This window comes from Micromonospora sp. DT231, from assembly GCF_049847025.1.
Classification (GTDB): domain Bacteria; phylum Actinomycetota; class Actinomycetes; order Mycobacteriales; family Micromonosporaceae; genus Micromonospora.
The window spans coordinates 240060-261873 of the sequence record NZ_JBNCNO010000003.1 but is presented as its reverse complement, the minus strand read 5'-3'; the positions used below and the strand labels follow the sequence as shown (position 1 = coordinate 261873).

Sequence of the window (21814 nt, the reverse complement as noted above, 5' to 3'; positions counted from 1 at the left end):
CGGGCTCTAGCCGGCCGAGCCGCCGGCCGGGTCTTCCGCGCCGTCCACCACGGAGCGAACGCAGGCCAACCAGTCGTCCCACGCGGCGGGGTCCGTTGGTCCGCCGTCTGCCTCGATGTGGATGTCTCCCAGAAGCGTGAACAGGTCGTCCCCGGCCCGGTTCGCGAACTGCCACACGAAGCGGGACATCGCCACGAATGCCTCGCGCTCGTCCATCGAATAGCGGCTCATCGGACCTCTTCCCGCGGGCGGAACCCGCTCTGCGGCTGTGATCGTCATCGTGCCGAGTCGGGCACAGGTGTGGCCACCGATAATGATCGTGGTGGAGCAGGGACGACGGTAATACCTCCGAAACGTGAGCGGGCCGCCGGACGCTCCCGTGCCGAAAGACCGCCGAAGGTGGCCCTGACCTGCGGAAATGCGACTCTGCGGGGGTGGACGCGAACCGGTCGGCGGTGATACACAGGCAGATACCGGCAGCCAACGGCGGCGAGTCGCCCATCGACCGTCCAACTGCACCGCCGCCCTCGGGCTTCGCCGCACGGACCGCCCCGCGGTCGCGACCCACCCCACGGCACAGGCCCGGTGTCGGTCTGGCGAGCACGGTCCTCGACCAAGGAGTCGCCGTGGGGCATCTGCGCAACCGCGCCAAGCACCAACCGTTCGAGGTGGCCGCGTTGATCACGACACCCGTCTGTGGTGTCCTGCTGCTCGCGCTCGACGTCCGGCCACCGTCGGTCCAACTGTCCATGCCGGAACCCATCCAGCTCGGTTGGGAGGTCGCCCTGATCGCCGTCGGCGTGGGCGGGCTGCTGGGCATCCTGTGGCCCGGTCGGCTCTCCACGGGCCTCGGCATCGAGTTCGCGTCCGTGCTGATGCTCGGCACCATCACCGGCATGTACGCGGTGGCGCTGGTGGCGGTGGCGGGCCAGCAGGGCATCGTCGCCGCGTCGTTGATCAGCGCGGTGGTGCTGGGGTCCTTCTGGCGGATCGCCCAGATCGCGTCCGACCTCCGCTGCCTGGCCCACGGGCACCAGTGCACGACTCACCGACGGGTCGTGGGAGGTGTCACGTGATCTCGGTATCGACACCCGAGGCACCGCACTGGGTCCAGGTGTTGCTCAGCCTGCTCGGCGTCCTCGGCGGCACGACCGGCCTGGCCGCCATCGCCACGGTCGTGTCGCAGCGGGGCAAGTTCAAGGCCGACGCCGCCGACACGCTCACCGAGGCCGCCCTGACGCTCGTGCAACCCCTCCAGACGCGGATCACCGAGTTGGAGAGCGAGGCGGTGAGCGCCCGGTCGGAGTTGGGGCTGCTGCGCGAGCAGGTCAACCAGTTGCAGTACGTGGTCCGGGTGCTGACCCGCACGCTGGACAGGTGGCGTACGGCAGTGCACGCCCCCGACGCCACCCTGCGCAAGATCCGCACGGTGGTCGCGGAGTCCGAGCGACTGTCCGAGGACCGGTGAGGCTCATTCGTCGTCCGACCGGCGCAACCGGCCGGCGAGTTCCCGCAGGGCCGCCCGGAACTCGGGCGCGGACTCGTCCGGGTGGTGCCCGCGCAGCGGTGGCGGTCGACGCTCCCCCGGTGCGGGCAGCAGGTCCCGGGGGTCGCGCAGCCTCCGGTCGACACGCCCGGCCGGGTCGGCGGCGTCCGGCGGCGGATCCCCGGGCCGGTGCGCGGCGAAGATCCAACCGCCGACCGGGTCCGTGTCGCGCCAGAGGTTGAGCCACCGCCAGCCGACCCGCTCCCCCACCTCGCGCAACACGGTCTCGTTCAGGTACGCCGGAAAGAGCCGGGCGTAGAGGCGGTCCAGCGGGGAGCCGTAGGTGAGCAGCGCGACCCGTCGGCGTGTTCGCGGCGGCAGCCGCAGCACCGCGAGGGCCAGCAACGCCGAGCCGTGGCTGTGCCCGCACAGCACCACCCCGGCGTGCCGCTCGGCCAGTTGGGTGATCCGGTCGGCCAGCTCCGGCACCGCGCGGTCGGCGTAACTCGGGGGCGCGAACGGGTGGGCGGCCCGGGGCCAGAAGGTGCCCAGGTCCCACAGGATCCCGACGTGCCGGCGGAACCATGCCGTCCGGTAGGCGAACACACCACCCGACAACAGGACGAGGACCACTGCGGCGATGACGTAGGTGCCCACGGTGAGCGCCATCCCGACGAACCCGGTCGGCAGCCCGAAGACCTGCCACGCCACCTCGTCCGGTTCGCGCCCGAACTGCCCGAGCAGACCCGCGGCCAGCCCGACCACGGCGAGCACCGCGTACCCGGTGGCCAGAGGGCCCAGCCACTCGGTGAACCGCGCCCGGGCCACGGCCCCGGTGACCTCCCGCAGCCGTCCGGTCGCCTCCGGCGGCGGCGTGGGGAAGTCGCGGGCGGTGATGTCCGCCGCCGCATGCCACCGGCGACGCCGGGACAGGACGGTCAACGCGGTGCACACCAGCGCCGCCGCGACCAGGTGCAGGAACACCGCCAGGATCGTCCAGCGGTACGGCAGCGGCGGCTCGTCGTCGGCGCGATAGCCGCCGAGCAGTACCCCCGTCTGATAGACGAGGTCGGCGGAGAACGCGCCGGACAGACCGACCGCGATGGCCGCGATGACCGTCGCACCCAGTCCCCGCGGCAGGGCAGACCGGCGCCGGACGTGACCGTGCCGCCACAGCACCAGCCCGCAGAGCAGCACGAGCAGCACCATCTGGCCGAGCAGCGCCGCGCCCGTGATCGCGCCGTAGCCGGGGAGCGTGGCCGACGATGACCAGCCCCGATCGTCGCCCGCGACGGCGACGAGGGTCGCCACGGTCAGCCCGGCCGCGACCACTCCCGCCGCGCGGGCGGCCCAGGTGGACATCCGTGCGGTCGCCGCCCGGTCGATAAGCCCCGGCACGGCGAGCAGACCGACGCAGGCCAGCAGGACCGCCGCGCTGAGCGTCAGCAGCAGCGTCGTCGCGGGCGTCGCGCCGCCGCCGCGGCGGGCCACGAGCAACAGCAGATCGAGTACGGCGAACGCGGCGGCGACGTGGATCGCCCGCAGCCGCCCCACCAGCGGCTCCACCGCCCACAGCGGGTTGCCGGACGGGCGGGACCTGCGGGTTCCGAGCAGCCGCAGGAGCGCGACGGCGGCGATCGGCAGCAGCGCCAGCACCGCCAGCCGCTGCCCGACGTGTCGGTCGTCGAGCCCGGCCAGCGTGTCGAACGGCGCCCGGCAGTCCGCCGCGCCGAGACAGCGCCAGGCGAGCAGGTCGAGGCCGACCCCGGCGATGGACACCACGTAGACCACTGTGAGGTTCAGCGCGAGGAGCCGGCACAGGACGGTGACCCCGGCGGCGGCGCGACCGGCGGGCCGCATCCACACCGCCAGGTTGCTGAGCATGAACGGCAGCAGGAAGACCAGGGAGAGCGTCCGCGCCACGGTGCCCGAGGGCAGGTCACCCCAGCGGTACGCCTCCAGCGTCAGGCCGTCCGCGTCGGTGCCGTCGGGCCCGGCGCGGCGGTGGAAGCCCCCGCTGTCGTCGCCCGCGACCTGCCGCACCCTCGCCTCACGCAGCACGACCGAGGGTCGCGCCCCGGACACGCCGTGCACCCGCAACTCCACCACGTCGTCGCGTCGCGGTTGGTCGCCGTGCCTCGGTGGTCTCTGCGGCATCGGGCCGGCTACCCGGCCGCCACCAGCTCCGCCGCCACGTCCCAGAGCCGCCGCGCGTTGCCCGGATCGAGGGCGTACGCCGCCACGCCCGTGTAGTCGGCTGGCCGCTCGGTGACGACCGGGGCCTCGGCGCAGTCCTCGAAGTAGCGACCGCCGACGCCGTCGAGCAGCGGGGACGCGGCGAGCAGCACCGAGGTCGCGGCGCCCTGTTGCGGGGTCTTCTGGCGTTCCCTGGGCGTACGCAGCCCGCCGGTGTGCTTCTGCAGGCCGGTGGCGATCGCACCCGGGTTGAGCGCGTTGGCGTAGATGCCCTCGCCGGACCAGCGGCGGGTCGCCTCGACGGCGAGTAGGGCCTCGGCGCTCTTGGACTGCCCGTAGGCCAGCAGCGGGTCGTACGGCCGGAACGCGAAGTGCAGGTCGTCGAAGATCACCGGGGAGAAGAGGTTGCCACTGGAGCTGACCGACACCACCCGGGCGCCACCGGCGGCGGCGAGCGCGTCGTGCAGGCCGACGGTCAACGCGTAGTGCCCCATGAAGTTGGTGGCGAACTGCATCTCCCAGCCCTCGGCGGTGCGCTCCAGCTCGGGCAGCGCCATGATCCCGGCGTTGTTGACCAGGATGTGCAGCGGCTGGTCCCAACCGGCGACGAACCGGCGTACCGAATCCTGGTTGGCCAGGTCCAGCTCGCGGACGGTGACCCGGTCCGCGCCCAGGCCGGCCGCGATGTCCGCGGCGGCCTGCTCGCCGGCGCCGACCCGACGGACCGCGAGGACGACCTCGGCGCCGGCGGCGGCCAGCGAGCGGGCGGTCTCGACGCCGATGCCGGCGGCACCTCCGGTGATGAGGGCCCGTTTGCCGGTCAGGTCGACTCCGGCGAGGACCTCGTCGGCGGTCGAGGCGAACCCGAACGGGGTCGTGAGTCGCTCGCTCATCTCTGTCCCATCTCTCGTTGGTGCGTACGCCCCAAACTGTCACCCCGCCGGCCGGCGTTAGCCGGGTTCCTGGTTTTCCTGGTAGTGGCAGGACCAGGATGGGCGGCCGGTGGCCGCTCCTAGGATGGGTTGGTGCGCACGGCCGGTCCGCTCGGTGAGTACCTGCGTGCCCGGCGCGAGCTGATCAGGCCGGGCGACGTCGGGCTGCCCGCGCACGGCCGTCGGCGGGTGCCCGGCCTGCGGCGCGAGGAGGTGGCGCTGGTGGCCGGCGTCAGCGCCGACTACTACCTGCGGCTGGAGCAGGGGCGTGACCGGCACCCGTCGACGCAGGTGCTCGACGCGCTGGCCCGGGCGTTACGGCTGGACGCGGCGGCCACGACGCACCTGCACCGGCTGGGCGAGCAGGCGTCCACCGGCCGCCCGGCGCGACGGCCCGAACGCGTGCCGGTGGGCATCCGACAGCTCGTCGGCTCGTGGACCCACACACCCGCCCTGGTGCACGGCCGGCACCTGGACGTCCTCTTCGCCAACCCGGTGGCGACCGCGCTGGCCCCGATCTACGCGGTCGGCGTGAACCTGCTGCGCGCGGTCTTCCTGGACCCGGTCGTGCCGTCGCTCTACCCCGCCTCCGAGGCGGTCGCGGCGAACGCGGTGGCCGGCCTGCGCGCGCAGGTGGGCGCCGAGGTCGACGACCCGCGGCTGACCGACCTGGTCGAGGAGTTGTCCGCCGGCAGTGAACGGTTCCGGCGGCTGTGGGCCCGGCACGACGTGGCCGCCCGCGCCGGTGGCGGGGTCCGGGCGTTCCGTCATCCGAGGGTGGGCGAGCTGGAGCTGCGCTACGAGAAGCTCACCATCGCCGGCACGACCCAGTCGCTCGTCGTCTACCACGCCGAGCCGGGCAGCCCGTCGGCGCGCGCGCTCGCCCGGCTGGCCCGGCACGCGGTGGGCACGTCGCCCGATCCGGCCGGACACACGCCCTAACCGGCGGTGGCCCGGTCGGCGACCACCACCGAGATCCCGTCGAGGACGCGTTGCAGGCCGAACTCGAAGGCGTAGTCCGGGTCGTAGGGGGCACCGTGCTGTTGGCCGGCCGCCGTGCCGACCCGCGCGGCGGTCGGGTAGGCACCGGCCGTCAGGAACGTCTCCAGCCAGGGCGCGTGCGACTGCCACCACTGCCCGTCGGTCATGCCGGTCTCGCGCTCCAGGTCGACCACCTCGCTGGCGGCACGGGCGGAACTCTTCACGTGCCCGAGGACGAGCGTGAGCACCGCGTCCATCTCGACGTCGGTGAGCCCGATGTCGGCGACCGCGCTCAGCTCGCGGTCGTACTTGGCCAGCAGGTGGGGGCCGAGCACCGGCCGGGTCGTCTCGGCCCGGAGCATCCACCGATGCCGCAGGTAGAGCGCGAGATTGTCGCGGGCGACCCGCTCCAGCCGAGCCCGCCAGTCCCCCTCGGCGGCGGGGTGCGGCATCTCGCCGTACGCGGTGTCGATCATGACGGCGACGAGTTCGGCCTTGCCCGGCACGTAGGTGTAGACCGACATGGTGCCGACGCCCAACGCCTCGCCGACCCGGCGCATGGTCAGCGCGTCGAGGCCCTCGGTGTCGGCGATGTCGATCGCGGCCCGGACGATCCGGTCGACGCTGAGCCCCGGGCCGGCGCTGCGGCTCGCCGGTTCCCGGGTGCGCCAGAGGATGGCCAGGCTGCGGGCCGGGTCCGCGGTCCCCCTGCGTTCACTCGCCATGATCCGGTCATCCTAACAACGCGGGCGTACGCCGTACGTCGCCCGGCGGCCCGACCTCACAGCTCCTCGCGGTCGTCGGACAACGTCGGGCCGGCGGCGGCGGGCACGAGGTGCCGCACCTCCGGTTCGTCGTCGGTCAATTCCCGGGCCCGTTCCTCGGCCGCGCGATCCTCGCCGGTCAGCCGACCGCCGTGCTGACGCAGGTGTTCGTCCCAGGACGGCACCAGGTACACCTCGACGAACCGGTCCGTCGTCTCGGCCGGCCGGAACAGCCCCCACCGCATCGCGCCGGTCCGCTGCCGCGCGCCGCGCACCTGGTCCATCGCCGCGAGGAACGATCCGACCCGCTCCGGCCGGACGGTGTACTGCACCGTCACCAGCACCGGCCCCACCCCCGGGTCCGGTTCCCGCGCCAGGTGCAGTTGCGGCCAGTAGGCCGCCGGCTCACGGTTGACCGACCGCAGGTCCGGCAACGGCCAGAGCCGGCTGGTCGCGGTGCCGACGAGCATCAGCGCCGCCGCCGCGAGATAGGCGACGACCAGCCCGGCCATGTCGGCCACCAGTCCCCAGACCAGAGCGCCGACCGCCTGCCCACCGGCGAAACACACCTGGTAGACGGCCAGGCCCCGGGCCCGTACCCAGCTGGGCAGGAAGAGCTGCATCTCGGCGTTGACGTTGGCCAGCACCGTCACCCAGGCCATCCCGGCGGGCAGCAGGGCGAGGAGCACCAGGGGGACCACCCGCACGGTGCCCACCACTGTCAGCGCGACGGTGAACAGCACGCCGGCGATCAGCAGGAGCTGGTTGGCCGACAGCCGGGTGCGGATCACCGCCAGCAGCACACCGCCGGTGATGGCACCCACGCCGAGAGCCGCCAGCAGCAGCCCGTACCCGCCGGAACCCAACCCCAGCCGCCGGGCGGCCACCAGCGGCAGCAACGCCCACAGCGCGCTGGCCGGGACCACGAAGACCAGCGCACGACGCAGGAGCCGGCGCACGGTCGGCGAGTGGCGTACGTACCGGCTGCCGGCGCGCAGGGCGGCGGTGAACCGCTCGGGCACCTCGACCGCGCGGGCGTTGCGGGGCCGCCAGCGCCACAGCGCGTACGCGAAGATCCCGAAGGCGACCGCGTTGATGCCGAAGACCGGGGCGACGCCGGTACGGGCGATCAGCACGCCGGCCACCGCGGGCCCGACGGCCCTCGCCACGTTCACGCTTATCGAACCGAGCGCGGACGCCGACCGGAGCTGATCCTGCGGCACCAGCTCCGGGATCACCGCCGCCCAGGCCGGCAGGGTCAACGCCTGCCCGACCCCGAACGCGAAGGTGAGGGTGAGCAGCAACGCCGGCGGCATCCGGTCGGTCAGGGTGAGCAGCGTCAACGCCACCGCCACGGCGACCAGGAACAGCTGCACGGCGATCAGCAGGTGCCGGCGGTCGAAGTTGTCGGCCAGCACCCCGGCGGGCAACGCCAGCAGCAGCACCGGCAGCAGGCTGGCGGTCTGGACCAGCGCGACGAGAGTGGAGGCGTTGGAGTGGTGGATCAGCAGCCACTGGGCGCCGACCGTCTGCATCCAGGTGCCGATGTTGGCGGCGAGCAGGGCCAACCACAGGTTGCGGTAGACCACGGTCCGCAGCGGGGCCCAGGCCGACGCCGGACGGTCGTCGGGTCCGGCTCCGGCCGTCACCACCGCCCGTCCGCGCGCAGCACGCGCTCACCGGACACGTAGAGATCGTCGGGTTCGAGCAGCAGCAACCGGACGACCTCGGTGGCGACCTGTTCCGGCAGGGCGTACACCTCGTCCAGGAACTCGGCGCCCACCCGTTCCTGCAACCGCGTCGGCATCGGACCGGGGTGCAACTGCATCACCTTCACCCGGTTGCTGTGCTGCGCCTCGGCCAGCGAGTCGACGAGGCTGTTCCCGTAGCTCTTGGTGGCCCGGTAGACAGGGATGCCGGGCCGGGGGGCCGCCAGCGCCAGTGCGCCGATGTAGACGACATTCCCGTGGCCCTGCCGGTGCAGGTGCCCCACCACCTCCCGCAGCAGGTACGTGAGGCCCAGAACGTTGATCTCCACGGCTCGGCGGATGTGCTCCACCGACAGGTCCCCCAGCTCGCCGCCCGCCCACATCGAGGCGCAGGCCGCCACCCCGTCGATCGTGCCGTAGCGCTCGACCACCTCGGCGAACCCGTCGCGGACCTGCTCGTAGGAGGAGATATCGCAGACCGCGCCGTCGCACCCCAGCTCGTCGGTCGCGGCAGCGACCTCGGCCGGCACGTTGCCGAACACCACGACCTGATGCTCGTCGACGAGCAGCCGGGCCACCGCGAGGCCGAGGCCACTGGTACCGCCGACAACCACGAAGGTTCTGGCACCCATGTCTCTCCAGCCGCTGCCCGGACAGGTCACGTACGCCGCGTTCTTCCCGTTTCCGGAGGCCGCACACGCGACGGGTCGGTAGTGCTGGACCTACCTCGAAAAGGGGATCTGGACGGCTGGGGCGCCAGGTCGTGCCCGATTAGCGTCATCGGCATGACCCCGGAACCCCCTACTCGGCTGGACGAGGCGCTGCGTCGCCGCAACTGGCTGGTCTCCGCCTGGCCCTGGCGGGCGCTGGTCTACCTGATCAGCACCGTGCCGATCGCGGGCACGCTCTCCGTCGGGCTGCTCATCATCGGCGCGCCGCTGCTGGCCGCCGCCAACGGGTTGCTGCTGCACGGTCGGCCACCCGGCGTCGCGCTGCTGCTGTTCCTGGCGGTCGGCAGCCTCAGCCTGCTGGCGGTCGCACCGATCGTGAGCTTCCCGGTGGCCGTCATCGAGCGGTGGCGGCTCCGGCTCGTGGACAACCGCCCGCTGCCCGCGCCGCCGTGGCCGGGTCTGGTCGCCCGCTACCGCAGCGCCGGGGCCTGGCGAGAGGTGGCGTACCTGTTCTGCCTGGGCGGGCTCGTGCCCGTCGTGTACTGGTTCTTCCTGCTGCTGGTGCTGCTCGACCTCGGGATGATCACCAGTCCCTGGCTGGCCGGCGACGCCGAGCCGGTCGTCATCTGGCAGCCGATCGAGACCACCGGGGAAGCCATCCCGTACGCGATCGTGGCGGTGCTGCTGCTGCCCGTCCTCTGCTACGCGGCCGGTCTGATCGCCGCCGCGCAGGCAGCCGTGACCCGGTGGGCGCTGGCCTGGCCGGTGAACGCGGCGGCGCTGCGCGAGGTCGCCCGTTCGCGCACCCGGCTGGTCGGCGCGTACGAGGCGGAACGGCGCCGGATCGAACGGGACCTGCACGACGGCGCGCAACCACGACTGACGAGCCTCACCCTCCAGCTCGGCCTGGCCCGGTTGGACGTACCCGAGGACTCCCCGGCGGCCCGACCCCTCGCCGTGGCACACGACCAGGCCCGGGGCCTGATGGTGATGTTGCGACAGTTGGTGCACGGCATCCGCCCGCAGAGCCTCACCGACCTCGGTCTGGCCGGTGCCGCGAGCGAGCTGGCCGACGTCGCCACCATCCCGGTCACCGTGCACGCCGACCTGCACGGCGAGTTGCCGGAGATCGTCGAGACGACCGCCTACTTCGTGGTGTCCGAGGCGCTGGGCAACGTCGTCCGGCACGCCGGGGCGACCCACGCCGAGGTACGCCTCGGCCGGTCCGGTGGGGACCTCGTCGTCGAGGTGACCGACGACGGCCGTGGCGGCGCCGACCCCACCCGGGGCACCGGCCTGACCGGTCTCGCCGACCGGGTCGCCGCCGTGGACGGCCGGCTGCTGCTGTCCAGCCCGCCCGGCGGGCCTACCCTGGTCCGGGTGGAGCTGCCGTGTCGTCGGTGACCCGAGTGGTCCTCGCGGAGGACGAGGTGCTGCTGCGGGAGGGCCTGGTCGCGCTGCTGACCCGCTTCGAGTTCACGGTGTGCGCCGCCGTCGGCTCCGCGCCCGAACTGCTGGGCGCGGCCCGCGAACACCAACCGGACCTGGTGCTCACCGACATCCGGATGCCGCCGGGCCGCCACGACGACGGGCTCCGGGCGGCCGTCGCGTTGCGCGCCGAGCGACCCCACCTGCCGGTGGTGGTGCTCAGCCAGTACGTGCAGACCGGGTACGCGGCGGCGCTGCTGGACAGCGGCGACGGTCAGCGGGTGGGCTACCTGCTCAAGGACCGGGTGGCCGAGGTCACCGAGTTCGTCGACACGCTGCGCCGGGTCACGGCCGGCGGCACCGCCATCGACCCGGACGTGGTGCGGCAACTGCTGCATCGCCCGCGCGATCCGCTCGCCGCGCTCTCCGCCCGCGAACGCGAGGTGCTGGCGCTGCTGGCCGAGGGCCGGTCGAACGCCTCGATCGCCGGCCGACTGCACGTCACCGAGGCGGCGGTCGGCAAGCACGTCGGCAACATCCTGCTGAAGCTCGACCTGCCGCCCAGCGACGACACCAACCGCCGGGTGCTCGCGGTGCTCACCTACCTGCGCCGCGACCCGACGGGCTGACCAGCACCGGGGCGAGGTCGGGGCGTAGATTCGACGCGCGGTGCCGCCGCCACCGATGGGCGCGGGCCGGCGAGACGGGGGTACGGGCATGGCGGAGGCGCTGCGGGTCGGTCTGCTGGGATATGGGCTGGCGGGTCGGGTGTTCCACGCTCCGCTGATCGCCGCGACCCCCGGGCTGCGGCTCGACGCGATCGTGACCCGCGATCCGCAGCGGCGCGAACAGGCCCGGCAACACTTCCCGGACGCCCGCCTGGTCGACGACGCCGACGAGCTGTGGCGTACCCCGGACGCTCTGGACCTGGTCGTGGTGGCGACACCGAACCGGCAGCACGTGCCGATGGCCCGAGCGGCACTGGCCGCCGGGCTGCCGGTGGTCGTCGACAAGCCCCTCTCCCCGACCGCCGCGGAGGGTCGCGCCCTGATCGGCGAGGCCACCGAGCGTGGGGTGCCGCTGACGGTCTTCCAGAACCGGCGCTGGGACGGCGACTTCCGGACCGCCCGCCGACTGGTGGAGCAGGGCGAGTTGGGCCGCGTGCTGCGCTTCGAGTCCCGGTTCGAGCGGTTCCGACCGACGATCAAGCCGGGCTGGCGGGAGCTTGCCGGTCCCGAGGAGGCCGGCGGCGCCCTCTTCGACCTCGGCGCCCACCTCGTCGACCAGGCGGTGCAACTGTTCGGCCGGGTCGAGCGCGTCTACGCGGAGGTGGACCGCCGCCGCGCGGGCGCGGCCGTCGACGACGACGCCTTCGTGGCGTTGACCCATGCCAACGGGGTGCGCTCGCACCTGTGGATGGGCGCGGTGACCGCGCAGCTCGGGCCCCGGCTGCGGGTGCTGGGCGATCGGGCCGGCTACACGACGTACGGCCTCGACGTGCAGGAGGCGGCCCTGCACGACGGCGGCCGACCGGGCCAGCCGGGGTGGGGCGAGGTTCCGCCGGAGCGGTACGGCCTGCTCGGCGTGGATGGCGACCTGCGGGCGGTGCCGACCGAGCCCGGCGCGTACCAGAGCTTCTACGCGCAGGTGGCGGCGGCGCTGCGCGACGGCACGCCGATGCCGGTGGACCCGCGGGACTCGGTCGCCACCGTCGAGCTGATCGAGCTGGCGCACCGATCGGCCGCCGAGGGCGCGGTGCTGCCGGTCCCGCCCGCCTGACCGAGGCGATCACCGCCGGCCCGTTCATGATCGACTCGGTTTCCGCGAAGTCGGGGTGTCAAACCGCCCCGGACACACCGACGTCACCGAAGGCGAGTGGACCTACTGGTCGGCGTCCTGCTCGGAACGGACCTCGTCCTGCTCGGAGGGGGCCTCGTCCGGCGCTCGCGCGTCGTCGTCGGTAAGCGCGTCGTCCGACGAGGTGGTGAGGTGGCCGAGCCGACGCTCGGCTTCCCGAACCTCCTCGTCGAGGCCGGGGTTCTCCTCGTCGGGGCTCTGCGACATGGGCGACCTCCATCGGGCACGACCGGCAGGTCTCCGTGTACCCGGCCTGAGGGCGGGAACACGGACCGCACGCGGCGTCCCTTGATCAGGTGATGAAAAGTAGTCGAATCCGCCCTCGGACACCTACTTTTCGTCACTTGATCGAGGAGAATCCACGTCCTCGGCGACCCACAGTCCACGGCCCTGAAGAGCCGGAGCATTGCTGGCCGATGAGCCGAGCGCCGGGCCGGCCGGGGAGCGCACCGGGCGGGGAACCCAGGAGCGTTTGCCGGCCCGGCCCGGTGCCGGATCAGCGCTGCTTCAGCTCGCGCCAGGATGGGTGGGTGCCGCGCCAGGCATCGGCGAGGATGGCCGCCGAGGCCCGGCTTGGGCACTGCTGCACCCGCTCACGACCCGACGCCCCACCGATCTGGGCGCGGACCTCCCAACCCTGCCCGTCAGTACGGATATACACGTCCCGGCGTCCGCGCGGGGTCGTGTCTCCGTTCCACCAATGCTCCTCGACCTTCATTCGCCGACCGTATAGCAAATTTTGCGCCGGGGGTACGGCGCAGGTGGGCTTATACCAGGGCGATAGCCGTAATTCCGGCGCATTTCGGCCTATGCGTTGACGAGGAGGACCCGCATCGGCGGATCCTCCTCGTCCTGAGCGACCAGTCAGCGGGTGCTCACATGTCGCCGAGCACACCGGCCAGGGTGGCGGCCAACGCGTCCTGGCCTGCGGGGCTGGGGTGCGGCGAACCACCCTCGGCAGTGATCTGGATGTCGCCGGGCGTGAACGGCGGCGGGGTCGCCACCCGCACGGCCGGGTCGAACGGCACGCCGAGCTGGACCGCCCAGTTCAGATCGCTGATCACTGTCCGCACGGTGCCCACCCAGAGCGGGTCGATGAGCGGTTGCAGCGTCGACACCGGGGCCGCCGGCAGGTATGACTGCAATCCGGTCGGCAGCAACGACCTGAGCTTGGCCCAGGAATACTGACCGATGTCGACGTTGGCCGGGGTGATGTCGTAATACAGCATCCAGACGACCTTGTCCGCGCCGGCGGCCAGCAACGAGTTGACGATTGTGGTGGCATCGGCGGTGATGCCGGCGTACTGAGCCGGGCCGTTGTACCGCGGCACCCCGATGTTGATGTAGTAGTCCTCGCCGGCCGGCAGGTCGAGCCAGAAGTTGCAGCCCCCACCGTTGGTGACGATGCCCTGCTTGCCGCCGACGGCCGCCCACTCGAAGCGGAACAGACCCGTGGGGTTGAGGCTCTCCCCGGCGAACTCCAGCGCGCGACACATGGCCAGCCGGATCAGCACGGTGTTCCAGTTGGTGTTGTTCACCCCTCCGGTGGTGGCGTGGTACGCGTGGTGCCCGTCCGCCTTCGCCTTCGCGATCCGCGCGGTGGCGAGGCCGAGTGGGCTGGCCACCCGACCCCAGGCGTTCCCGCACGCGTCGGGGCCGGCGCGACCGGCGATGATGTCCCCGGTGCCGTACCCGGTGCGCGCGTAGTTGTCGTAGTCGACGACGCTGCCGTCCAGGTCGAAGTACCGCCGGCCGTAGCTGTAGACGCCGTTGTTGCCGGGCATGCCGCGGCCGTCGAACGAGGTCATCGGGCAGCCGGGGCCCACCCCGAAACCGAACTGGTGGTGCGCGGAACTGATCGAGTCACCGGTCAGGGTCAGCACCGTGTCGTCCGTGACCGTCTGCACCTCCCGGCAGCGGATCCGGTCCTTGTTCGCGTCCACCAGCGTGGGGTTGCCGGCCACGTTGGGGCAGCCGGTCGGCGGCGGGGGTGGTGGCGAGGGCGGCCCGCCGGTGGGCGGGTCGGTCGGGTTGGGCGGGTCGGTCGGCTCCGGCGAGCCGCTGCCGCTGGGCGACGCGGACCCGGACGGCGACGCGCTACCGGACGGCGAGGAACTGCCCGACGGCGACGCGCTCCCCGAGGGCGACGCACTGCCCGACGGCGACGCGCTGCCGGATGGCGACGAACTGCCCGACGGGGACGCGCTGCCCGACGGCGAGGAACTGCCGGACGGCGACGCGCTGCCCGACGGCGAGGAGCTGCCCGAGGGCGACGCACTACCCGAGGGCGACGCACTGCCCGACGGCGAGGCGCTGCCGGATGGGGAGGCACTACCGGACGGCGACGCGCTGCCGGAGGGGCAGGGCGTGCCGGTGGGCGAGGCCGTCGAACTGGGTGACGTCGTCGAACTGGGTGACGCCGTCGTGGTGGGTGCGGTCGCGGTGGCGGCCGGGGCACGCTTCGCGACCGGCTCCGCCGTGACGGGCGGCCGGGTCGCCCGGGTCGGCGCGGTCGAGGCCGACGGCGATCCGGTCGGGTCCGGGCAGTCGGCCGCCTCGGCCGCGTGCTGGGTCCGGATCTGCGCGAGCCGCGCCTCGACCTCCACCGGAAGCTTCCCGCCCGGCTTGACGCACGGGTCGAGCAGCCAGGTCGTACCCTCCAACTCGCGGGTGCACGGCGGCGCGTCGTACGACGCCCGCTCCGCACCGGCGGCGGCGGGGCTGGCCGGTGCGCCGCCGGCGGCCGGGGCGACAAGTGCGGTGACCGTGGCCACCGCCACCGCCACCCCGGCGGCGAAGAGAGCATTGTGGACGCGGGGCGACCTGGTGGGTCGCGGTCCTGGCGGTCCACCCGGGTGCAATTGGCTCATGCCGTCCTCCAGGGACTGAGGTGCGCCGGTAGTTGTTACCGCACGGTAGGCAGGTGTGCGGTAACCCGGTAGATCAGTCACCCTTACCTACTGTGGAGGATCAATCGCGCCCGGTGACCTGTCCGGCGCCCCCGGTCGGTCGTGGCCGAGCACCACTGCCAACTCCCGGCGGTTGCGCACACCCAGCTTCGTGAAGACGCGGGCCAGGTTGTTGTTGACGGTGTTCACCGACAATCCCAGCCGGTCGGCGATGCTGCGGCTGGGCAGGGTCACCGCGAGCATGGCCACGTCCCGCTCCCGGCGGGTCAGCGTCGCCTCCTCGGCGCCCGCGGCGGTCGCGGTGAGCAGGGGCGTCCGGACCGCTCGGCACTCCCGGGCCAGCGTCGCGGCCCGCTGCGCCACCGCCACCCGTGGTCGGCCGCGCCGCGCGTACGCCCGGGCGGCGGCGCCGAGCGCCTCGGCGGCGAGCAGGGTGTGGCCACGGGCGACGAGCTCGCCCGCGGCGGTCTCCAGTGCCGGCCCGTCATCGCGGACCAGAGCGTCGGCCGCGCCGGCGAGCGTCGACGCCAGCCCGCCGAGCCGTTCGGCGAGAGCGCCCAGCCGCTCCCGCACCGACTCGGGCGCGCCCAGCCGCGCGCACTCGTAGAGCGCCACCGCCTCGATTGTCGGCTGCTCGCTGCCCCGAGCCAGGTCGGCGGCGGTGCGGGCGGTACGGATCGCGGCGGTGAGATCACCCTCGGCCACCTGCACCCAGGCGCGATCCAACTCCACCCACGGGTGGAAGATCCGGTTCGCGGCGCGCTCCCGCGCGTCGGCGGCGGCCAGCCAGCGGCGGGCGCCGGACGGGTCGCCGGCCAGCGCGCGGACCCCCGCCAACGCCGCCCAGTACGTGCGCACCAGGTGGTACTGGTCGTTCTCCTCGACGAGCGCGATGGCCTCCCGCAGGTCCGCCTCGGCGGCGTCGAGCCGTCCCTGGGTCTTGGCGACGATCCCCCGGAACCCGGCCCACACGGCGACCATTCCCCGCGCGTCGCTGGCCACCGCCGCGGCATAGCCGTGATCGGCCAGGTCGGCGGCTGCGGTCAGCTCGCCGGCAGCGTACTGGGCGTAGCAGAGCCCCAACCCGACCTGCGCCTCGTTCCACGGCATCGGCTCGGGTTCGGCGGCGAGCACCGTCCGGCCCCGCTCCGCCAGCTCGGCGGCGAGCCCGAGCCGACCGAGCATCCCGGCCGCCGACGCCGCGCCCATCGTCGCCCAACTGGCCGCCCGTACCCCCGTGTCGGGCCGGGCCAGCACGGCCTGGCCGACGGACAGCGCGGCCTCGCACCGGCCGTCGTAGAACAGCACCCACGACCGGGTGGCCTCGGCCAGGTCGTGGCCGGGCGAGCCCGCCGGCACCATTTGCAGCGTCTCGTGCGCCTCGTCGATCCGGTCCAGGCCCCAGTAGAGCAGGCCGGCGCGGGTGATCGCCCACATGGCGAGGCGCTTGCTGCCCGGCGGTGGGGCCGGCGGAAGCATGTCGAGCGCCTCCTGGCTGCGCGCCTGGTACTGCAACACCCGGGCCAGCAGCCACTGCGCCTCCCAGCCCGGCGCGGCGTCGTACGCCGTGCGGGCCAACCGCTCGGCCAGGTCGATGTCGAACCTGTCGATCGCCTGCCGGGCGGCGGCCAGCGCGATGCCCGGATGCCGGACGCTGCCCGAACGGAGCTGCCACACCCCGGCGACAAGCGCGTCGTCCCGTCGCCGCAGCGGCATGCTGGCCAGCACGTCGGCGAGTTGCCCGAACACGGTGCGGGACCGGCTGGCCGGCATGCTGGCGCGCAGCGCCTCCCCGTAGAGCGGATGGGCCATGCGCAGCGCCGTACGGGCGCCGGAGCGTTCCGCGACCACCATGCCGCTGCGTTCGGCGGCCTCGATCGCGACCGGGTCGGTGAATCGTTCCAGCAGTGCCAGGGAGAGCGGTTCGCCGCAGGCGACCACCTCCAGCACCTGCCGGGCGGCCGGTTCCAGGGCGCGCAGCCGGGCGCTGACCAGCTCGGCGAGCCGGGGGCTGCCCGAGGCGGTGCCGCGCCACCGCCAGACCCCCCGCGACTCGCGGAGCCCGCCGGTGTCCATGGCGTCGGCCAACAACTCCCGCAGCAGCAGCGGGTTGCCGTCGGCGAGCCGCGTCAGCCGCCGGCGGCTGATCGCGTCGAGCGGTCCGGGCGCGGCCTCGTCGAGCAGGTGTTCCACTGCGGTGGCCGGAAGCGGGCGGACGTCGAGTCGCCGGCCGGACCCGGTCCACAGCGAGGTGAGCGCGTCGGAGAGCGGGAGGCCCGCCCGGACGGTCGCCACCGCCACGGCGAGACCGTGTACGGCGAGCTGGTGCAGCAGCCCGGCGGAGGGTTCGTCCAGCAGGTGGGCGTCGTCGATGCCGATCACGATGGGGTGGTCACCACCGCGCCGGGCGAAGTCGCGTTCGACGGTGCCGACCAGCCCCACCGGATCGGCACGCGGTCGGGTCTGCGCGGGGATCAGGTGCGAGACCGCGCCGAACGGGATCGACCGGGCCGCTCCGGTCGCGGAGACCCAGTGGCACTCGACGCCGTCCTGGGCCGCGCGGGCCAGTGCCTCCCGCAGCAGCCGCGTCTTTCCCACCCCGGCGGCGCCGACGAGCACCAGCCCCGGCAACCGCGACGACACGACGTCCTCGATGATTTTCAGCTCGTCGTCGCGGCCGACGAGCGTCCATTCGCCACGTCCCGGCATGACGACCCTCACCTCGCCCTCGGGCAGCCCTACCACTCACCCTAGGGGGAGTTCCGGCACTCCCGCTCGACAGCCGTCGATGCGAGACCGGGCCGGCGGGGCGCGGCGGGCACGGCGGGCGGGCCGGGCGCGGCGCTCAGCTCTGAGTGGTCAGCAGGTAGTCGTCGGCTTCGGGGCTCCACCGCAGGTCGACCACGCCACCGGTGGCCGCGGCCTTGCAGAATTGCAGGAAGCTGCGGTAACCGAGCTTCTTCTCGCTGAAGTCGGGCCGGGCCCGGCGCAGTTGGTTCTTCAACCCGGACAGCGCCACCGGGTTACCGCTGCTGCCCAGCTCCGCCACCACGCCACGGAGCAGGCCGAACGCCACCTCCCGGTCGCCGTGCTCGGGCAGCGAGACCTCGGGGTCGCCCTTCGCGGGCCCCTCGGCCAGCTCGATCACGGTGTGCTCGGCGAGGTGCCGCAGCAACTCCCCGAAGGTGCGGAAACCGTAGTCGGACTCGCTGAACGTCGGGTCCTTGCGCAGCAGGGTGCGCTTGAGCCGGGACGCGGTGACCGCACCGTTGGCGCTGCCCTGCAAACCGGCCACCGTCTGGGCGACGAGCACGGCGAGCGCGTCCACGTCCCGTCCGGGCTCCTCACCGGCCGGCCGGCCGACCTCCGGCTCCGGCTCCCGCTCGAGTTCCGGCTCGGGCGGGCGCTGATCCGGGCCGGCCGGGCGGGTCGGACGACCGCGCCGGCTGCGGGTCGGCGGGATGTCCACGCCCTCCAGGCGGTCGTAGTAGAGGAACTCGTCGCAGGCCGGCGGGAGCAGCGCCGACGTCGACCCCTCGACCCCGACACCGATGACCCGCTTGTTCAGCTCGCGAAGCTTGTGCACGAGCGGGGTGAAGTCGCTGTCGCCACTACAGATCACGAACGTGGAGATGTAGTCGCGTTCGAACGCCAACTCGATCGCGTCGACGGCCATCTTGATGTCCGCGGCGTTCTTCCGGGACGCGCCCATCCGCTGCGGGATCTCGATCAGCTCGACGTGGGACCGGGTGAGCATCCGACGGTCCTCGTCGAAGTAGGACCAGTCGGCGTACGCGCGGCGCACGACCACCCGACCTCGCTCGGCGAGCGCGTCGGCGATCGGCCGGAAGTCGAAGTCCGCGCCGCCACGGTGGTCGCGCGCCCCCAACGCGAGGTTCTCGTAGTCGAGGAACAGGGCGATCCGGTCTTCTTGATCCACGAGGCCCAGCGTACGCCGGGCGTGGGCGGTCTGGGCGCAGGCGAAGCGCGACACCTCAACTCACCGATCGTCCATTTCTTGCGGTCTGGTGGTCGTCTATTTTCGTTCTTCGATTGTGGTCTTGCAGTGCGATGTCCGGTGCTGCATCATGACGATCAATGTCGGGCGTCGGGGGAAGCGCCGGGCGGACCTCCACCACCACCCATCCAGGAGGGTCACCGATGATTCGCAGCATCCTGCCGGCCCGGGGACGCCCCGGCCGACGAGCCGGCACCGCCGTGGCGCTCGCCGCCGGCCTCGCCGTGCTTGTCGCCGTGCCCACCGTCGCCGTCGCCGGCCCGCCCGCGCCCTCCGGCACGCGACCGGTGGTCACCCGCGCCGCCCTCGACCCGGCACTCGTCGCCGGGCGCGGCGCCGACGTCGACTTCGACGAACAGGAGGCGGAGAACGCCCGCACCAACGGCGAGATCATCGGCCCCGACCGGACGGCCTACACGCTGCCCGCCGAGGCCTCCGGCCGCCGGGCGGTCCGGCTCGCCCCCGGGGAGTACGTGGAGTTCGTCCTCCCCAGCGCGGCGAACGGGATCAGCGTGCGGTACAGCATCCCGGACGCCCCGTCCGGCGGTGGGATCACCGCTCCGCTGCGTGTCGACGCCAATGGCAGGCACGTCCGCACCATGACGCTTACCTCGCAGTACTCCTGGCTCTACAACCAGTACCCGTTCTCCAACGACCCGCAGGCCGGGCTGCTGCACCCGGACTGGTGGATCACCGAGTGCCAGTGCGTGCCGGCGGCCACCACGCCGTACCCGAGCATCAGCACGCCGTTTCGGCCCACCCACTTCTACGACGAGCAGCGACTGCTGCTCGGGCGCACCTACCGGGCCGGTGACCGGATCCGCCTGACCGCGCCGACCGGCAGCGCCGCCGCCTGGACCGTCATCGACCTGCTCGACTCCGAGCTGGTTGCGCCGCCCCGCGTCCGGCTCCTCGCGGCGAACGTGCTCGCCTTCGGCGCCGACCCCACCGGCCGGCGGGACTCCGCCGACGCGATCGATCGGGCCATCGCCTTCGCCCGGCGCGCGCACCTCAAGGTCTACGTTCCGCCGGGCACCTACCAGGTCAACCGGCACATCATCGTCGACGACGTGACGATCGAGGGCGCCGGCAACTGGTACACCGTCATCAAGGGCCGCGAGGTCGCCCTGCCCACGCCCGCGCCGGACGGCTCGGTGCACACAGGCGTCGGGTTCTACGGCCGCGACGCCGCCGACGGCGGCAGCCGCAACGTCCACCTCTCCGGCTTCACCATCGAGGGGGACGTCCGGGAACGCATCGACACCGACCAGGTAAACGCGATCGGTGGGGCGATGAGCGACTCCACGATCGACGGGCTCTACCTGCGTCACACCAAGGCCGGCCTGTGGTTCGACGGGCCGATGCGCAACGTCCGCGTCACCAACAACATCGTCGTCGACCAGATCGCCGACGCGCTCAACTTCCACACCGGAGTGACCGACTCCCTCGTGGCGCACAACTTCGTCCGCAACACCGGCGACGACGGTCTGGCGATGTGGTCGGAGAAGACCGCGAACGCGCGCAACACGTTCGACCACAACACCGTGCAGTCGCCCACGCTTGCCAACGGCATCGCCATCTACGGGGGTACGGACACCACCGTCTCGCACAACCTCGTCGCCGACCCGGTCCGCGAGGGCAGCGGCATCCACGTCGGGGCCCGCTTCGGCGCGGAGCCGTTCACCGGGCACCTGCGGATCACCGACAACACCACCGCCCGCGCCGGCACGTACGAGTTGAACTGGAACATCGGGCTGGGCGCCATCTGGTTCTTCGCCCTGGACCGGAGCATCGACGCGGCCGTCGAGGTGACCGGCGACGCGTACCTCGACAGCACCTACAACGCGATCATGCTGGTCAGCGACTGGCCGGTGAAGGACCTCTACTCGATCTCCAACGTGCGGTTCCGCGACATCCGGGTCGACGGCACCGGCACCTCGGTGGTCAGCGCCCGCTCGGCCGGGTCCGCCTCGTTCGCCAACGTGGACGCCCGTCACGTGGGCGCGGTGGGGGTCAACAACTGCGGTTCGTTCCACTTCACCCCGGCCGGTTCGGAGTTCACGGTGACCGACCTCGGCGGCAACGACGGCGGCTGGCTCGCGCCGTGGCTGCTGCCCAACACGATCACCTGCGACGACCGGCCGCCCGTGTCGCCGCCCCCGCCTCCGGCGCAGTGGTGAACGCGGTGGGCGGTCCGACTCGTCGGGCCGCCCACCGCGGCGTCACCGCGCTCGCAGGTACGCCAGCGGCACGGTCGTCGGCTGCCCGCTCCACCTGCCGAGCAGCGCAGCGCCGGCGGCGTCGGCAGCGCCGGGGCGGCGGACGACGACAAGTTCGACGGTGTCGGTGACGACGAGCGTGCTGTCCTCGTCGACCACCCGGCGCACCGCGCCGACCGGGGGCGCGTCGGCGTTCCCGGCGCCGCTGACGGTGACCGTCACACTCGGCTCGCGCACCTCACGCCGACCGTCCACCTCGAAGTACTGCTCCGCCTGGCCAGAGCCGGTGCGGATGGCGTGGGCCAGCGCGGCGGCGTACACCTCGTCGACGCAGCCGTCGTACACCCAGCGCCGGCCGAGCACCGAGTGCTCGGTGGTGCCCACCAACCAGGTGTCCGCACCGTCGAGGGGTGCGGCCCGATAGGTCAGCGGGACGTGGTGCACCGGCCCGTCGGGGGTGCTGACCAGCAGTGTCTCGATGCCGACCTCGCCGGCCGGATCGTCGAAGCGGTAGGCCCCTCGGCTCACCACCTCGGCACCGGCGGGCCCGGTGTACCACTCTCGGTCGGGGAGCCAGGTCGCCAGCAGGTCGAGCTTCGTGGGGCGCAGGGTCGCCTTGTGCAGCAGTGCCATGCCGGCAGCCT

20 protein-coding genes are annotated in these 21814 nt (G+C 73.1%); 8 read left to right on the top strand and 12 right to left on the bottom strand.

The features are described from left to right. Nucleotides 1-6 precede the first annotated feature (6 nt). Nucleotides 7-231 carry a hypothetical protein gene (locus ACPXBU_RS09375; protein ID WP_393367376.1) on the bottom strand — a complete coding sequence of 75 codons (225 nt, stop codon included), beginning with the start codon at nt 229-231 and terminating at the stop codon, nt 7-9. A gap of 395 nt (nt 232-626) precedes the next feature. On the opposite strand from ACPXBU_RS09375, the gene ACPXBU_RS09370 reads away from it, so the two are divergent. Continuing rightward, nucleotides 627-1076 carry a hypothetical protein gene (locus ACPXBU_RS09370; protein WP_425757747.1) on the top strand — a complete coding sequence of 150 codons (450 nt, stop codon included), beginning with the start codon at nt 627-629 and terminating at the stop codon, nt 1074-1076. Continuing rightward, nucleotides 1073-1468 carry a hypothetical protein gene (locus ACPXBU_RS09365; RefSeq protein ID WP_393367374.1) on the top strand — a complete coding sequence of 132 codons (396 nt, stop codon included), beginning with the start codon at nt 1073-1075 and terminating at the stop codon, nt 1466-1468. The genes ACPXBU_RS09370 and ACPXBU_RS09365 overlap by 4 nt, the downstream gene beginning before the upstream one ends. Nucleotides 1469-1471: 3 nt before the next feature. Here the strand turns inward: ACPXBU_RS09365 and ACPXBU_RS09360 are convergent, their stop codons facing one another. Further along, entirely contained in the window at nt 1472-3643 is a 2172-nt protein-coding gene (locus tag ACPXBU_RS09360; protein ID WP_425757746.1) for a hypothetical protein, read from the bottom strand. An 8-nt stretch (nt 3644-3651) separates the two neighbouring features. Then, nucleotides 3652-4575 carry an SDR family NAD(P)-dependent oxidoreductase gene (locus tag ACPXBU_RS09355; protein ID WP_393367372.1) on the bottom strand — a complete coding sequence of 308 codons (924 nt, stop codon included), beginning with the start codon at nt 4573-4575 and terminating at the stop codon, nt 3652-3654. 132 nt (nt 4576-4707) lie between these two features. On the opposite strand from ACPXBU_RS09355, the gene ACPXBU_RS09350 reads away from it, so the two are divergent. Further along, the gene (locus ACPXBU_RS09350) at nt 4708-5556 is read left to right on the top strand and encodes a helix-turn-helix domain-containing protein (protein WP_425757745.1); all 849 of its coding nucleotides are present in this window, start codon (nt 4708-4710) and stop codon (nt 5554-5556) included. Here ACPXBU_RS09350 and ACPXBU_RS09345 read toward each other — a convergent pair. From ACPXBU_RS09345 to ACPXBU_RS09335, 3 genes are read right to left on the bottom strand one after another with little or no spacing between them, the layout of a single operon-like run. After that, a complete protein-coding gene (locus ACPXBU_RS09345; protein WP_393367370.1) occupies nt 5553-6320 on the bottom strand; it encodes a TetR/AcrR family transcriptional regulator in 768 nt (255 codons plus the stop codon). The genes ACPXBU_RS09350 and ACPXBU_RS09345 overlap by 4 nt on opposite strands. Before the next feature lie 56 nt (nt 6321-6376). Continuing rightward, nucleotides 6377-8011, bottom strand: coding sequence for an MFS transporter (locus tag ACPXBU_RS09340; RefSeq protein ID WP_425757744.1), 1635 nt, complete (start codon nt 8009-8011; stop codon nt 6377-6379). Then, the gene (locus ACPXBU_RS09335) at nt 8005-8700 is read right to left on the bottom strand and encodes an SDR family NAD(P)-dependent oxidoreductase (protein ID WP_393367368.1); all 696 of its coding nucleotides are present in this window, start codon (nt 8698-8700) and stop codon (nt 8005-8007) included. The genes ACPXBU_RS09340 and ACPXBU_RS09335 overlap by 7 nt, the downstream gene beginning before the upstream one ends. Nucleotides 8701-8853: 153 nt before the next feature. On the opposite strand from ACPXBU_RS09335, the gene ACPXBU_RS09330 reads away from it, so the two are divergent. From ACPXBU_RS09330 to ACPXBU_RS09320, 3 genes are all read left to right on the top strand, one after another. Then, complete coding sequence (locus ACPXBU_RS09330) at nt 8854-10143, top strand: histidine kinase (RefSeq protein WP_425757743.1); 1290 nt, start codon at nt 8854-8856, stop codon at nt 10141-10143. Beyond that, nucleotides 10131-10796: a response regulator transcription factor gene (locus tag ACPXBU_RS09325; RefSeq protein ID WP_393367366.1), complete on the top strand. Its 666-nt coding sequence runs from the start codon at nt 10131-10133 to the stop codon at nt 10794-10796. Before ACPXBU_RS09330 ends, ACPXBU_RS09325 begins: the two co-directional genes overlap by 13 nt. Nucleotides 10797-10884: 88 nt before the next feature. Beyond that, nucleotides 10885-11946: a Gfo/Idh/MocA family oxidoreductase gene (locus ACPXBU_RS09320; RefSeq protein ID WP_425757742.1), complete on the top strand. Its 1062-nt coding sequence runs from the start codon at nt 10885-10887 to the stop codon at nt 11944-11946. 102 nt (nt 11947-12048) lie between these two features. On the opposite strand, the gene ACPXBU_RS09315 is transcribed toward ACPXBU_RS09320, so the two are convergent. The 3 genes from ACPXBU_RS09315 to ACPXBU_RS09305 all read right to left on the bottom strand — a co-directional run bounded on the left by ACPXBU_RS09315 (nt 12049) and on the right by ACPXBU_RS09305 (nt 13931). Next, nucleotides 12049-12231, bottom strand: a complete 183-nt coding sequence (locus ACPXBU_RS09315) for a hypothetical protein (protein ID WP_425757741.1) — start codon at nt 12229-12231, stop codon at nt 12049-12051. Between the two features lie 289 nt (nt 12232-12520). Then, nucleotides 12521-12742 (bottom strand): hypothetical protein, encoded by a 222-nt coding sequence (locus ACPXBU_RS09310; protein ID WP_030335934.1) that lies wholly within the window; start codon nt 12740-12742, stop codon nt 12521-12523. Between the two features lie 157 nt (nt 12743-12899). Further along, a complete protein-coding gene (locus ACPXBU_RS09305; protein WP_425757740.1) occupies nt 12900-13931 on the bottom strand; it encodes a hypothetical protein in 1032 nt (343 codons plus the stop codon). Here ACPXBU_RS09305 and ACPXBU_RS09300 point away from each other — a divergent pair. Next, entirely contained in the window at nt 13918-14913 is a 996-nt protein-coding gene (locus tag ACPXBU_RS09300) for a hypothetical protein (RefSeq protein ID WP_425757739.1), read from the top strand. The two genes, ACPXBU_RS09305 and ACPXBU_RS09300, sit on opposite strands and share 14 nt — an antisense overlap. A 68-nt stretch (nt 14914-14981) precedes the next feature. Here ACPXBU_RS09300 and ACPXBU_RS09295 read toward each other — a convergent pair whose 3' ends face one another. Both ACPXBU_RS09295 and ACPXBU_RS09290 read right to left on the bottom strand, forming a co-directional pair. Further along, entirely contained in the window at nt 14982-17642 is a 2661-nt protein-coding gene (locus ACPXBU_RS09295; RefSeq protein ID WP_425757738.1) for an AAA family ATPase, read from the bottom strand. A gap of 136 nt (nt 17643-17778) precedes the next feature. Next, nucleotides 17779-18873 (bottom strand): NYN domain-containing protein, encoded by a 1095-nt coding sequence (locus tag ACPXBU_RS09290; protein WP_425757737.1) that lies wholly within the window; start codon nt 18871-18873, stop codon nt 17779-17781. Nucleotides 18874-19094: 221 nt separating this feature from the next. On the opposite strand from ACPXBU_RS09290, the gene ACPXBU_RS09285 reads away from it, so the two are divergent. Further along, complete coding sequence (locus ACPXBU_RS09285) at nt 19095-21131, top strand: glycosyl hydrolase family 28-related protein (RefSeq protein ID WP_425757736.1); 2037 nt, start codon at nt 19095-19097, stop codon at nt 21129-21131. Nucleotides 21132-21173: 42 nt separating this feature from the next. On the opposite strand, the gene ACPXBU_RS09280 is transcribed toward ACPXBU_RS09285, so the two are convergent. Next, complete coding sequence (locus ACPXBU_RS09280; RefSeq protein ID WP_425757735.1) at nt 21174-21803, bottom strand: CG0192-related protein; 630 nt, start codon at nt 21801-21803, stop codon at nt 21174-21176. Nucleotides 21804-21814: the final 11 nt, after the last annotated feature.

Excerpts from the sequence above, each read along its gene's own strand:
- ACPXBU_RS09320 (WP_425757742.1), top strand. The coding sequence starts at position 10,885 with ATGGCGGAGGCGCTGCGGGTCGGTCTGCTGGGATATGGGCTGGCGGGT.
- ACPXBU_RS09360 (WP_425757746.1), bottom strand. The coding sequence starts at position 3,643 with ATGCCGCAGAGACCACCGAGGCACGGCGACCAACCGCGACGCGACGAC.
- ACPXBU_RS09315 (WP_425757741.1), bottom strand. The coding sequence starts at position 12,231 with ATGTCGCAGAGCCCCGACGAGGAGAACCCCGGCCTCGACGAGGAGGTT.
- ACPXBU_RS09355 (WP_393367372.1), bottom strand. The coding sequence starts at position 4,575 with ATGAGCGAGCGACTCACGACCCCGTTCGGGTTCGCCTCGACCGCCGAC.
- ACPXBU_RS09295 (WP_425757738.1), bottom strand. The coding sequence starts at position 17,642 with ATGCCGGGACGTGGCGAATGGACGCTCGTCGGCCGCGACGACGAGCTG.
- ACPXBU_RS09310 (WP_030335934.1), bottom strand. The coding sequence starts at position 12,742 with ATGAAGGTCGAGGAGCATTGGTGGAACGGAGACACGACCCCGCGCGGA.
- ACPXBU_RS09345 (WP_393367370.1), bottom strand. The coding sequence starts at position 6,320 with ATGGCGAGTGAACGCAGGGGGACCGCGGACCCGGCCCGCAGCCTGGCC.
- ACPXBU_RS09375 (WP_393367376.1), bottom strand. The coding sequence starts at position 231 with ATGAGCCGCTATTCGATGGACGAGCGCGAGGCATTCGTGGCGATGTCC.
- ACPXBU_RS09335 (WP_393367368.1), bottom strand. The coding sequence starts at position 8,700 with ATGGGTGCCAGAACCTTCGTGGTTGTCGGCGGTACCAGTGGCCTCGGC.
- ACPXBU_RS09280 (WP_425757735.1), bottom strand. The coding sequence starts at position 21,803 with ATGGCACTGCTGCACAAGGCGACCCTGCGCCCCACGAAGCTCGACCTG.
- ACPXBU_RS09285 (WP_425757736.1), top strand. The coding sequence starts at position 19,095 with ATGATTCGCAGCATCCTGCCGGCCCGGGGACGCCCCGGCCGACGAGCC.
- ACPXBU_RS09330 (WP_425757743.1), top strand. The coding sequence starts at position 8,854 with ATGACCCCGGAACCCCCTACTCGGCTGGACGAGGCGCTGCGTCGCCGC.